Annotated in this window: 10 protein-coding genes; 8 read left to right on the top strand and 2 right to left on the bottom strand. The window is 75.7% G+C overall.

The window, feature by feature from the left end:
- Positions 1 to 63: 63 nt before the first annotated feature.
- Together SNE206_RS15875 and SNE206_RS15880 are read right to left on the bottom strand one after the other, a co-directional pair.
- Positions 64 to 1,914, bottom strand: coding sequence for an ATP-binding cassette domain-containing protein (locus SNE206_RS15875; protein WP_407914004.1), 1,851 nt, complete (start codon positions 1,912 to 1,914; stop codon positions 64 to 66).
- Complete coding sequence (locus SNE206_RS15880) at positions 1,911 to 3,794, bottom strand: ABC transporter ATP-binding protein (RefSeq protein WP_407914005.1); 1,884 nt, start codon at positions 3,792 to 3,794, stop codon at positions 1,911 to 1,913. The genes SNE206_RS15875 and SNE206_RS15880 overlap by 4 nt, the downstream gene beginning before the upstream one ends.
- A gap of 713 nt (positions 3,795 to 4,507) precedes the next feature.
- On the opposite strand from SNE206_RS15880, the gene SNE206_RS15885 reads away from it, so the two are divergent.
- The 8 genes from SNE206_RS15885 to SNE206_RS15920 all read left to right on the top strand — a co-directional run bounded on the left by SNE206_RS15885 (position 4,508) and on the right by SNE206_RS15920 (position 11,843).
- Entirely contained in the window at positions 4,508 to 5,941 is a 1,434-nt protein-coding gene (locus tag SNE206_RS15885; protein ID WP_407914006.1) for a condensation domain-containing protein, read from the top strand.
- A gap of 138 nt (positions 5,942 to 6,079) precedes the next feature.
- The gene (locus SNE206_RS15890) at positions 6,080 to 6,973 is read left to right on the top strand and encodes a diiron oxygenase (protein ID WP_407914007.1); all 894 of its coding nucleotides are present in this window, start codon (positions 6,080 to 6,082) and stop codon (positions 6,971 to 6,973) included.
- A gap of 68 nt (positions 6,974 to 7,041) precedes the next feature.
- Positions 7,042 to 7,902 (top strand): aminoacyl--tRNA ligase-related protein, encoded by an 861-nt coding sequence (locus SNE206_RS15895; protein ID WP_407914008.1) that lies wholly within the window; start codon positions 7,042 to 7,044, stop codon positions 7,900 to 7,902.
- Positions 7,889 to 8,959 carry an NAD(P)H-dependent flavin oxidoreductase gene (locus SNE206_RS15900; protein WP_407914009.1) on the top strand — a complete coding sequence of 357 codons (1,071 nt, stop codon included), beginning with the start codon at positions 7,889 to 7,891 and terminating at the stop codon, positions 8,957 to 8,959. The genes SNE206_RS15895 and SNE206_RS15900 overlap by 14 nt, the downstream gene beginning before the upstream one ends.
- Positions 8,938 to 9,576, top strand: a complete 639-nt coding sequence (locus tag SNE206_RS15905; RefSeq protein WP_407914010.1) for a holo-ACP synthase — start codon at positions 8,938 to 8,940, stop codon at positions 9,574 to 9,576. The genes SNE206_RS15900 and SNE206_RS15905 overlap by 22 nt, the downstream gene beginning before the upstream one ends.
- Positions 9,549 to 9,833 carry an acyl carrier protein gene (locus SNE206_RS15910; protein ID WP_407914011.1) on the top strand — a complete coding sequence of 95 codons (285 nt, stop codon included), beginning with the start codon at positions 9,549 to 9,551 and terminating at the stop codon, positions 9,831 to 9,833. Before SNE206_RS15905 ends, SNE206_RS15910 begins: the two co-directional genes overlap by 28 nt.
- Positions 9,830 to 11,059 carry a hypothetical protein gene (locus SNE206_RS15915; RefSeq protein WP_407914012.1) on the top strand — a complete coding sequence of 410 codons (1,230 nt, stop codon included), beginning with the start codon at positions 9,830 to 9,832 and terminating at the stop codon, positions 11,057 to 11,059. Before SNE206_RS15910 ends, SNE206_RS15915 begins: the two co-directional genes overlap by 4 nt.
- Positions 11,060 to 11,102: 43 nt before the next feature.
- Entirely contained in the window at positions 11,103 to 11,843 is a 741-nt protein-coding gene (locus SNE206_RS15920; RefSeq protein ID WP_407914013.1) for a class I SAM-dependent methyltransferase, read from the top strand.
- Positions 11,844 to 11,899 lie beyond the last annotated feature (56 nt).

The following is an 11,899-nucleotide window of genomic DNA, read 5'->3' on the forward strand; positions in this document are numbered from 1 at the left end:
GTCGGGCCGCGGGCGAGGTGCGGCTCGCAGCCGGTCGGCGGCGCGGCGGGTCGGGCGCGGGTGTCAGTGGTACACGCGCGCCTGCAGGTCGTAGAGCTCCGCGTACAGTCCGTCGGCGGCGACGAGGTCGGCGTGGCTGCCGCTCTCGCGGATCCGGCCGTGTTCGAGGACGACGATCCGGTCGGCCATCCGGACGGTCGAGAACCGGTGCGAGACCAGCAGGGTGACGGCGCCGGACCCGGTGCGGGCCTCGGCCGCGAGGTCGGCGAAGCGTTCGAACAGGGCGTGCTCGGCGGTGGCGTCCAGGGCGGAGGCCGGCTCGTCCAGGGCGACCAGCAGCGGGCGGCGGCGCAGCAGGGCCCGGGCCAGCCCGAGCTTCTGCCACTGGCCGCCGGAGAGTTCGGCGCCGTCGCCGTAGCTGCGGCCGAGCAGCCCGTCCAGGCCGCCGGGCACGAGTCCGGTGACCGGCCCGGCCTCCGCGGAGGCCAGTGCCGCGTGGATCGCCCCGTCGTCGCCGAGCCGGTCGAGGTCGCCGATGCCCACGTTGTCGCGCAGCCGCAGCTCCAGCCGGGCGAAGTCCTGGAACAGCGTGGCGGCCCGGCGCTGCCATGCGGGCCCGTACGCGGCGAGGTCCTCGCCGTCGACCAGGATCCGGCCGGAGGTGGGCCGGTAGAGGCCGCAGAGGAGTTTGACCAGGGTGCTCTTGCCTGCGCCGTTCTCGCCGACCAGGGCGAGCGCGCTGCCCGCGGGGATGTCCAGGGTGATGTCGTCGAGGACCGGCCGGTCGCTGCCCGGGTAGCGGAAGGAGACGTTCTCCAGCCGGATGCCGCGGGCGAGCACCGCGGGCGGCCCGGCCGGCCCGGCCGGCCCGTCGGTCTCCGCCGTCCCGGCGTGCGCGGGTGGTGCGGCGGGCGCGGACGGCCCGGGGCCGTCCGCCGGGGCCGGGGGCGCCGACCGGCCGGTGAGGTCGGCCAGCCGCTGGAGGGTGCGGCCCGCGCCCTGGAGGACGGTCAGCAGGCCGAGGGCGGTGGACACCTGGAGGCTGATCTGCGCGGCCAGGGCGATGACCAGGATGACGTCGCCGAGCCCCGCGCCGCCGTCGACGGCCTGCCGGGCCACCACGAAGATCGCCGCGCCGTAGCCGGCCGCGAAGACGAGCTGTCCGGCGGCCCGCAGCAGGGCCGCCGTGAGGTGGGCGCGGCGGAGCGCCGCGTCGGCCCGCTGCCAGGTCTGCCGGTGGCGGCCGATCAGCACGGCCTCGGCGCCGGCCAGCCGGATCTCCCGGGCGGACGCCTGGGCGGTGGCGGCCTCCAGCAGGTGGCGGCCGAGCCGGATGCCGGGAGCCGTCGTCTCCTTGGCGTGCTCGACCAGCCGCTGGGCCCGGTTGCCGGCGGCGACCGGTACGACGGCGGCTGCGGGCAGCAGCACCAGCCACGGGCTGAGCATCCCCAGCAGCACGGCGGTGACGCCGAGCTGGAGGGCCACGCCGCCGAGTTGCAGGACGGCCTCCAGCGAGGCGCGGGTGCGCGGCAGTTCCTCGCGGACGAGGGCCAGGGTGTCGGCCCACCCGGGCCGGTCGAGGTCCTCCAGCCCGGCGGTGCCGTGCGCGAGGCCGATGACCTCGTTCTGCAGGGCGAGCTCCTCCAGCTCGCCGAGCTCGAAGTAGGAGAGGTGCGCGAAGTGCGTCATCATCAGTTCGAGGACGAGCAGCAGCGCGGTGGTGAGCGCGAGCCAGGTGGCGGTGCCCGCGGAGCGGGCGACGGCCGCGGTGGTCAGCGACTTGAGGCAGACCGCGATGAGTGGGGTGGCGAGGTAGCCGACCGTCATCAGGGCGACGGCGCGGGTCAGCCGCCGGGCGTCGCAGAGCACGGCGAGGCGCAGCAGGCGGCGGACCGCCAGGAGCAGGGTGGTCATCGGGGGCCGCCCGCGGTCATGGTGAGGTCCTCCTGCTCGGTGAAGCGTTCCGCCTGGATCCGGAACAGTTCGGCGTAGCGGCCGTCGAGGGCCATCAGTTCGTCGTGGGTGCCCGACTCCGCGACCCGGCCGTCGGCGAGGACGACGATGCGGTCGGCCCGGCGGACGCTGGAGAAGCGGTGCGCAATGATCACACTGGTCACGCCGCGCGTGGTGTCGAGGAAGCGGTCGAAGAACGCGGCCTCCGCCCGGACGTCCAGCTGGGCGGTGGGCTCGTCGAGGATCAGCAGGGAGGCGCCGGCCCCGACCGAGAGGAGGGCCCGGGCGAGGGCGATCCGCTGCCACTGGCCGCCGGAGAGGTCGGTGCCGTCCTCGTACTGGGCGCTGAGCACGGTCTCCAGTCCGCGGGGCAGGCCCTCGACGATCTCCCGGGCGCCCGCGCGTCCGGCGGCCGCGAGCAGGGCCTCCGGGTCGGCGAGGAGTTCGGGCCGGCCGATGCCGATGTTCTCCGCCGCGGTGAGCTGGTAGCGGGTGAAGTCCTGGAAGATCACCGCGATCCGGCGGTGCCAGGCGGCGGCCGGCAGGGTGGCGAGGTCGGTGCCGCCGACGGTCACCCGTCCCGAGGTGGGTTCGTGCAGCCGGGCGAGCAGCTTCACGAGGGTGGTCTTCCCGGCGCCGTTGAGCCCGACGACCGCGGTGGAGCGGCCGGGGGCCAGCTCCAGGTCGAGGCCGTCGAGGATCGTCCGGCCGCCTTCGGGGTAGCGGAAGGAGACGTTCTCGAAGCGGATCGCTCCGTCGGGCACGGCGGTGGCGGTGGTGGCGGCCTCGCCGGCGGCCCGGTGCGCGGCGGCGCGCTCCTCCAGCCGGCCGATCGCCTCGAACGCGGCCAGCCCGTCGCGGGTCTGCACGTCGCTCTCGGGGAAGTACACGCCGAACCGCAGCGGGATCAGCACCGCCTGGAGCGCGACCGAGACCTGGAGGAGGGAGAGCGTGCCGTCGGTGCCGCCGCGGCCGATCAGCAGCAGGGTGGTGCCGCCGCCGAGCAGGCCGACCGCGGCGAGCCCGACGAACGGGCCGAACAGCAGGCGCCGCCGGCCGGCCCACAGCGGGTCGAGGTAGCCGCGGGCCTCGGCGCTGTGGCGCTCCCGCAGCCAGGGCAGCAGCCCGAGCATCCGGATCTCCTTGGCCATGCCGAGGCCGCCGGCCGTCCGGCGCAGGTAGGCGAGGCGGCGGCGCCGTCCGGCGAGCGACGTGCGCAGGGCGCCGAACCGGTCGAGCGAGCCCCGCTGGCCGAAGCGGATCACCAGCGCGGTGCCGGCCACCAGGGCACCGGCCGCGGGGCCGAGCACGAGGCCGACCATCACGGACGCCCCGAGCAGCTGCGCGTAACGGGCGGTCAGGGCGACCGCGCCGGCCGCGGCGTCGCCGGGCGTGGGGGTGGCGCGCTCGAACCCGCCGCGGGCGTCGGAGAGCACGTCGAGGACGTCCTGGCGCTCCAGGTCGGCGATCGGCAGGCCGGTCAGGGCGCAGTCCATCAGCCGGGCGATACACACGCCGTCGACCTGGCGGACGATCAGTTCGCCGAGCGCGGACTGGAACGGGGTGAGCAGCTGCTGGACGACGAACGCGGCGACGGCCAGCAGCGGGGCGAGCCCGAGGACGGCCCAGCCGCCGCCGTCCAGGGCGGCCGGCACGCGGGCGATGAGCCGGCTCGTCCAGGCGATGAAGACGATCGGCAACAGGCCGACCGCGGTGTGCAGCAGCAGGGCGGTGGCGAGCAGGCCGGGGCGGACGTGGCGCAGCAGCCGGGCGAAGTCCGCCCAGCGCCGGAGGCGGCGGCCGAGCGGCCCGGCGGCCGGAACGGGAGGTGCAGGTGGCACGCTGAAGCCCCCTGGGCTGGAGTGACGGGTGGGTGCGCAGCCCCGTGCGGTCCGGTTCCCGGGCGTGTGCGGGCCGCGGGGCGAGGACGGTCGTGGAGGGGTGGGCGCGGGGCCGGCGGCGGACGGCGCTGTCCCGGCCGGCGGCGGGCCGCCCCGAGTCTGGCCCAGACCAATTCGTGCGTCAAGGAATTCATCCTTCCGTCATCTCCCGTTTCCTGGACACCGCCTGGGAGTTCTGATCCACCCAGTGGATTGGTCTGGACAATTCAAGGGCCGAGTCGCTAGCGTCCTGCATCGGCCGAGGCGGTCGGTACGGGAATCACCCGTTCCCGCCACGGCCCGCGCCCCGCGGACCGGCGCGGACCAGGTGAGCGCCGGCATCGAGGCCGGTGCCCGTACCTGCCTGTCCGCATCCCGGGGCGCCGTCCGATCCGTCGAGCGGCACCCCCCGCCCGCGGCCCGGCACAGCCCCGGCTGCGGCGCCTGCGGGGAGGCCCGCCGCCCGCAGGCCCGCGTGTCCGCGGCCGCGCAGACCCCCTTCCCCGCGCCGACAGCGGCGACCCCGACTGCGAACCCGACCGCGACCCCCATGGCGACCCCGGACGCGGCTACGCCGTCCGCGCCGCCCGCTCCGGACTCCGCCCCGCCCACCCGACCCCCCGCCCACCCGACCGACCGCCCGCACCGGCGCGGCGTCGCAGCGAGAGGAACGCATGGAAACCCGACCCGCCGACTCGGCGGACTTCCACGGAGGCCGCGCCGGAAGTGCGCCCATGACGTGGGGCCAGCGAGCGATCTGGAAGTCCATCAAGTGGCTCGACGAGGGCGCCCACTACTTCAACATCAGCCGCACCCTCGACCTGCCCGACGGACTGACGTCCGACCAGGTCACGGCAGCGGTCGGCCTGCTGATGCTCCGGCACGAGGTGCTGCGCACCCGCTTCCACGACGACGACCGCGGACCCACCCAGGAGGTCGACGCCGAGGGCGCCCTGCCCGTGCCCGTGCTGGACACTGCGGAGGCTGACCCGGCGTCCGTCGCCGCCGGCCTCGCGCGGGAGCTCGCCGGCCGCGCCTTCCGGCACGACACCGAATGGCCGGTGCGCTGCACCCTGGTCCTCGACCGGGGCCGCCCCGCCCATCTGGCACTCGTCTTCTCGCACCTCGGCGCCGACTTCTCCGGTGTCCGGGAGGCGCTCGCCGACCTCCGCGAACTCCTGGCCGGCCGCGTCGGTCCCGTGCCCGCGTGGCAGCCGCTCGACCAGGCACGCCACGAGACCGAGGGCATCGGCGCGGCCCGCGGCGCGGCGTCGCTGGAGTACTGGCGCCGCACCCTGCGCAGCGTCCCGCCCGCGATGTTCCCTGCGGTCGCCGAGGCCGAGGCCGAGGCCGGTGTCGGTGTCGGAGCCGGAGCCGGAGCCGGGACCACCGGCACCGCGAGCGCCGACGCCGAACGGTTCGTCCGCCTGCGCCTCGACTCCCCGGCGCTCGCCGTGGCGACCACCCGCGTCGCCGACCGCTGCCAGGTCAGCACCGGCACCGTCCTCCTCGCCGCGACCGCCGCCGTGCTCGGCGCCTGCACCGGCCACGACACCGTCGCCCTGCAGCTGATCGCCGTCAACCGGCACGACGACCGCAGCCGCCGCCTGGTCGCCGCCATGGCCGAGAACGCCCTCTTCGCCCTCGACGTCGGCAACGGCACCTTCGACGACGCCGTGCGCCGCACCTTCCTCGCCGGCATGAACGCCTACCGCTTCGCCCAGTACGACCCGCTGGCCATGGACGACGTGCTCGCCGAGGCCCGCGAGGCCGCCGGCGGACGCCTCGAACTCGGCTCCTTCTTCAACGACAAGCGGATGCACGACCGATGGTCGGACCTGCCCGACACCGGTGACTCCCCGGAGGCGCTGCGCGCCCTCGCCGGGAAGAGCGAGGTCACGTTCGTCGGCGCGTGGGAGCGCCAGGACGCCGTTTTCTTCGTGCACACCGCGTACGACCCCGGCACCTGCCTGCTGCACCTGATGGCCGACACCCGGCTCGTCCCACGGCCGGCGATCGAGCGCGTGCTGCTCGCCTTCGAACGCCTGCTCGTGGACGCCGCCCTCGGCCCGGTCGACCTCGACGGCTACACGATCCCGACGGACTGACCCGCCCGACGGACGCCCCGGCCCCGGCCCCGTCACCGCCCGGCCCCGTCACCGCCCGGCCCCCGTCACCGCCATGCCCCGCCCGACCCGCACCCGTACCGCCGCACCCGTACTGCCGCACGAGCCACGGAGGACCCCATGACGACCGCCACCAACCCCCAGCCCGTGTGGGACGACGAGGTCGCCACCGCGGTGCAGCGTCTCACCGCCGCCGCCGAGAACGACTACTACAACCCGTACCAGACCTTCGACTGGCCCGACGCGATCCCCGAGGGCGCGCTCTGGATGAGCGAGGACCTGATGACGGTGCACGGCACCGCCGCCGCGGCCGACCTCACGCGCGAGCAGTACCTGGCGCTGGCCAAGTGGGAGAGCGTCAACTTCTACAGCCTCAACGTGCACGGCATCCGCGAGCTCCTCCAGGAGGTCGTGCAGCGCATCCACGCCCCCGGCTACGAGATCCCCACCCCGTTCTTCCACCACTTCCTCGGCGAGGAGAACGAACACATGTGGTTCTTCGCCGAGTTCTGCCTGCGCTACGGCGGCAAGCTCTACCCGAACCGGGCCATGGCCTTCTCCACCGAGAAGCACTCCGCGCTGCTCGACAACTTCATCGTCTTCAGCCGCATCCTGATCTTCGAGCAGATCGTCGACCACTTCAACAGCCGGATGGCCGCCGACACCGCGCTGCCCGAGACCATCCGCGCCATCAACCGCGTGCACCACCAGGACGAGTCCCGCCACATCGCGTTCGGCGCGCAGCTCGTCCGTGCGCTCTGGGCGCGCCTGCAGGAGGCCGGTGACGAGCGGGAGACCGGGATCGCCCGGCAGTACGTCGAGAAGTACATCGCCATCTCCATCCAGCAGCTGTACAGCGTCGACGTCTACCGCGACGCCGGCATCGCCGACCCGTTCGCGTTCCGCACCCGGCTGCTCGCCGACCCCGCACGGACGGCCGTGCACGAGGCCATCGCCCAGCGCACCACCGCCTTCTACCGCCGCATCGGCCTGCTCGCCCCGACCGCCGGCTGACCCGCCGCCCCGCACCTCGCATTCCCGCCGACGCGCCCCTGCTCCCCCCACCGGACGAAGGTCACCCCATGGCACCGCGCCCCGCCGCCCCCGCACTCCTCGACGGCTCCGTCACCCTCCGGAACCCCGGACCCGGCCTGGTCGTGCTCGAACCCGCCCGCGCCGCGCTGCTGCACGCGCTCGACGGCCTGTTCACCGGCCTCGCCGACCTGCTCGGCGCCCCCGGCGTCGTCGGCCCGCCGCTGCTCCCCGCCGACGGCCTCGCCTCGCTCGACTACTTCCGCAACTTCCCGCACCTGGGCGTCGCCGCCGCGCGCTTCCCCGAGGACGCCGTCGACGCCCTCGCGGCCGGCCGCGCCGTCACCGACCAGCCCGTGCAGCCGACCGGCTACCTGCTGCCCTCGGCCACCTGCTACGGCCTGCTGCTCTCGCTCGCCGGGCAGGAGGTCGGCGACGACCTGCGGCTCACCGCGATCGGCCGGTGCTTCCGCAACGAGGACCACTACGACGGCCTGCGCCGCCTGTGGGGCTTCCACATGCGCGAGGTGCTGTACCTCGGCACCGCCGACGGCGCCCGCGACCACCTCGCCGCCTCCCGGACGTTCATCGACGACCTGGCCGAGCGGCTCGGCGTCCCCCTGACCTACCAGCCCGCCAACGACCCCTTCTACGACCGGACGGGCTCGCGCGCCAAGCTGATGGCGCTCGACCCGGTCAAGTACGAGTTCGTCGCCACCGACGGCACCGCCATCGCCTCCGTCAACCGGCACCGCAACTTCTTCGGCGAGCGGCTCGGCATCACCTCCGACGGGTCGGTCGCGCACAGCAGCTGCACCGCGTTCGGCGTGGAGCGCTGGGTGCACGCCATGGTGCTCGCGCACGGCACGCCGGAGCGCGCCCTGGAGCGGGTCCTCGATGTCCGCGGCTGACCCGGCCGCCTCCGTTCCGGCTGTTCCCGTTCCGGCTGTTCCTGTTCCCGCCGTTCCTGCTGCCGACCCGGCCGGGGCCGCCGCCCGGGGCTGCCGCGCCCTCGGCACCGACCTGCCGCTCGTCCAGGCCGGCATGGGCGGGATCGCCTCCCCGGCCCTCGCCGCGGCCGTCAGTGACGCCGGCGCCCTCGGCACCGTCGCGCTGTACCGCAGCGACGGCGCGCAGAGCACCGCCCTGATCGCCGACACGGCCCGCCGCACCGGCCGCGGCTTCGGGGTCAACGTCATCCCCGAGGTCGCCGGCCGGGTGCTCGCCGAGCAGGTGCGGGCCCTGCTGGAGACCGCCGACCGGCCGCTGCTGCTCAACAGCTACGGCCTGCCGCCCGAGCGGCACGCCCGCGACGTCCTGGCGGCCGGCCACCGGCTGCTCGTGCAGGTCGGCACCGCCGCCGACGCCGCGGCCGCCGCCGACCTCGGCGCCCACGCGATCGTGCTGCAGGGCGTCGCGGCGGGCGGCCACCACCTGGGCAGCGGCTCCACCGCCGACCTGCTCGCCGCCTACGACCTGGCACCCCCGGTGTTCGTCGCCGGCGCCGTCGCCACCGGCGCCGACCTGGTCGACGCGCTGCGCGCCGGGGCGAACGGCGCGCTGTGCGGCACGGCGTTCGTCGCCACCGCCGAGTCCGCGGCGCACGACGCCTACAAGCAGGCCCTGGTCGGGGCCGGCCCCGGCGACACCGTGGTCACCGAACGCTTCTCCATCGGCTGGCCCGGACGGTCGCACCGGGTGCTGCGCAGCCCCGTCACGGAGGCGGCCGAGCCGCCGCCCGCCACGTTCGTCGCCTGGACGACCGTGATGGGGGCCCGCCGCCCGGTGCCCCGGGGGTCGGCCGCCGCGCCGACCGTCGAGGCCGACGGCCGGGTCGACGAGATGGCCCGGTACGCGGGCCTGGGCTGCGGGCGGGTGACCGCGATCGAACCCGCCGCCGCGGTGGTCGCCCGCTTCCACGCCGAGTACCGGCAGGCGCTCGCCGCGTGCGCGGCCCCCGCCCGGTGACGGCGGCCCGGGACACCGTGCCCGCCGACCGGACGCTGCACGCGATGCTGGACCGCCTGGTCGGCCCGGGCGCGGTCACCCCGGGCACGGTCGGCCCGGGCACGAGTGCCGCTGTGCCCCGGGTCGGCGTCGACCTGGTGCACATCCCACGGGTGCGCGCGCTTGCCGAGCGCCACGGCGCGCGCTGGCTGGCCGACCACTTCACCGAGCGCGAGCAGGCCGAGCTCGCCGTGGTCCGCGGAGGCCGGGCCGCCACCCTGGCCGGACGGATCGCCGCGAAGGAGGCGTTCATCAAGCTGCTGGCGCCGCGCAGCCGCCTCGTGCTCACCAGGGACATCGAGGTGCTGCGCGCCCCGGGCGGCGCGCCGCTGGCCCGTCCCGCGGGCGGAGCGCTGGCCGAGCTCCGCAGCAGCGGCATCGACCACTGGTCGCTGAGCATCACCCACGAGGGGGAGTGGGCGCTGGCCGTCGCCGTCGGCAGCCGCCCGGTCCCGGCCCCCGAACCCCCCGAACCCCCCGCATCCCTGGCCGACCCCCACCCCGATTCCGACCCCGACCCCGAACCGCGACCCGCACCGGAGGAGCCGTCATGCAGCAGATCGCCGAGTGGATCCTGAGCAAGAACCCCGAACTCGACCGCGAGATCACCCCCGACGAGGACCTCATCGAGGGCCGGCTGATCGACTCGCTGGACTTCCTGGAGTTCATCTACCTCCTGGAGAGCCTGTCCGGCGAGGTCATCGACCTTCAGGAGGTCAGCATCGACGACTTCCGCACCCTCACCCGCATCCAGGAACGCTTCCTGGCCGGTGCCGGTGCCGGTGCCGGTGCTGGTGCGGGTGCCGTCGACGTGCCGCAGCCGGCGGGCCGGTGACCGCCGCCGCAGTCCGGTTCGGCAGCTGCGACGCCGAGCGCCACTGGCGGCCGGCCGGGCCGGCGGCGCTGCCCGCCCTGCGCGACCCCCACGCCGAGCGGCTGCTCGGCGGCATGGACGAACTCCTCGCCGTGCTGTGCGGACCCGACGACGTGCTGGTGACCCGCCACCGCGCGCCCGCCGCCTTCGCCGAACTCATGCGGGAGGCGGGGTTCGGCGCCCGCCACGTCACCGCCCCCGGCCCGGCGGACCTGCCCGTCGAGCAGCGGCTCGCCGAGCACGGCCTGCCCGGCCTGGAGGGCGCCGCCGCGCAGCCGTACGCCGTGGTGCCCGGGACGCACGAGGCCGCCCGGCGGCTCGGCCTCGCCGGCACCCTGCCTGACCTGGACGCCCTACGGCGGGTCAACTCCAAGACCTGGTCGACCCTGCTCGGCCTGCCCGGCTCCGGACGCGTCGTCACCACCCTGGCCGAACTCGACGAGGCCGCCACCGTGCCCTGCGTCCTCAAGGACCCGTACGGCGTCGCCGGACAGGGCAACAGGGTGGTCGACTCGCCGGCCCGGCTCGCGCTCGTGCGGCGGGGCCTGGAACGCCTCCCGCAGGACCACCTGGAGCTCGTCGTCCAGCCGCTGTACGAGCGCGGCGACGACTTCGCCGCGCACCTGGTCGTCGGCCCGGACGGCGGCACGCGCTGGCTGGGGGTGCGCCGGCTCGTCAACGAGGGGCACTCCTTCCGCGGCTCCGGGCCGGTCACCGCCGGGCTGATGCACCGCCTGGACCGCGCGGGCTACCGGGAGACCGTGGAGAAGGTCGCCGCGGCGGCCGCCGCCGAGGGCTACCACGGCCCGCTGACCGTCGACTCGATGACCACGGCCGACGGCACCCTGGTGCCCGTGCTGGAGGTCAACGCGCGGTTCTCCCCGGGCCTGATCGCCCTGCACCTCGGCGCGCCGCTGCGGATGGCCTTCGTCAAGGTCGGCGACGAGCGGTTCTTCGAACGGTTCGTGCAGGCGCTGGCGGAACGCGGCAGGCTCGCCGTCGGCGGCCGTCCCGGCATCCTGCCGCTCGCCGCGTCGACGCTCGTCCCGCCGCGGGGCTGGCTGTTCTACGCCGTGCTCGGCGAGGACGCCGCCGACGGCCGGGACACCGCGGACAACCCGGACACCGCCGACGGCGGGACCGGCGCCGACCGGTGCGTCGCCGAGATCCTGGCGGCGCTCACGTGACGGACCGGACCCGAACGGCCGTCGACACCACGGAGGACGAGACATGGCAGCAGTTCCGCACGACACCCGCGCCGCCGAGGAGTACCGCCTCGCACGCGAGATCCCGCGCGACGGCCTGACGGCCTGGCGCACCGCGATCGGTGAGGCCGCCCGGCTCGGGCCCGGCATGACGGTGCTCGACGTCGGGGCCGGCACCGGCGCCTTCGCCACCGCGTTCCGCGACTGGTACGGCGTCCGGGTGCTGGCCGTCGAACCCGCCGAGGCGATGCGCGCCCTCATCCCCGCCGGCGGGGGCGTCGAGGTGTTCGACGGGCGCGGCGAGGCCCTGCCGGTGCCGGACGGCTGCGCCGACGCGGCCTGGCTCGGTTCGGTGGTGCACCACCTGTCGGACCTGGGGGCGACCGCCCGCGAGCTCCGGCGCGCCCTGCGGCCCGGCGCGCCGGTGCTCGTCCGCAACGCCTTCCCGGGCCGGTGCGACCGCGACCTGCGGGTGCGTTTCTTCCCGGAGACCGCCGACGGGATCGACGACTACCCGACCGTCGAGCGGCTCTGCGAGGCGTTCGCCGAGGCCGGCTTCGCCCGCGTGTCGCTGGACGCACTGCCGCAGCAGAACGCCCCCACGCTCGCCGAGTTCGCCCGGCGGATCCGCCGCGGCGCCGACTCCAAGCTCAAGGCGCTCGACGATGCGCAGTTCGAGGCGGGCATGGAGCGGCTGCGCGCCGCCGCCGCGGCCGACCCCGCCGAGCCGGCGACCAGCTGGATGGACCTGCTGGTCCTGGCCTGAGGCGGCCGAGGGACGGAGGCCCGGCGGATTCGACCCCGGTTCAGGTTCCGGTCCCG

It is taken from the genome of Kitasatospora sp. NE20-6, assembly GCF_045862635.1.

Bases quoted from the DNA above. Each gene is read 5' to 3' on its own strand.
- SNE206_RS15875 (WP_407914004.1), bottom strand. From the start codon at position 1,914: ATGACCACCCTGCTCCTGGCGGTCCGCCGCCTGCTGCGCCTCGCCGTG.
- SNE206_RS15885 (WP_407914006.1), top strand. From the start codon at position 4,508: ATGGAAACCCGACCCGCCGACTCGGCGGACTTCCACGGAGGCCGCGCC.
- SNE206_RS15890 (WP_407914007.1), top strand. From the start codon at position 6,080: ATGACGACCGCCACCAACCCCCAGCCCGTGTGGGACGACGAGGTCGCC.
- SNE206_RS15895 (WP_407914008.1), top strand. From the start codon at position 7,042: ATGGCACCGCGCCCCGCCGCCCCCGCACTCCTCGACGGCTCCGTCACC.
- SNE206_RS15900 (WP_407914009.1), top strand. From the start codon at position 7,889: ATGTCCGCGGCTGACCCGGCCGCCTCCGTTCCGGCTGTTCCCGTTCCG.
- SNE206_RS15910 (WP_407914011.1), top strand. From the start codon at position 9,549: ATGCAGCAGATCGCCGAGTGGATCCTGAGCAAGAACCCCGAACTCGAC.
- SNE206_RS15920 (WP_407914013.1), top strand. From the start codon at position 11,103: ATGGCAGCAGTTCCGCACGACACCCGCGCCGCCGAGGAGTACCGCCTC.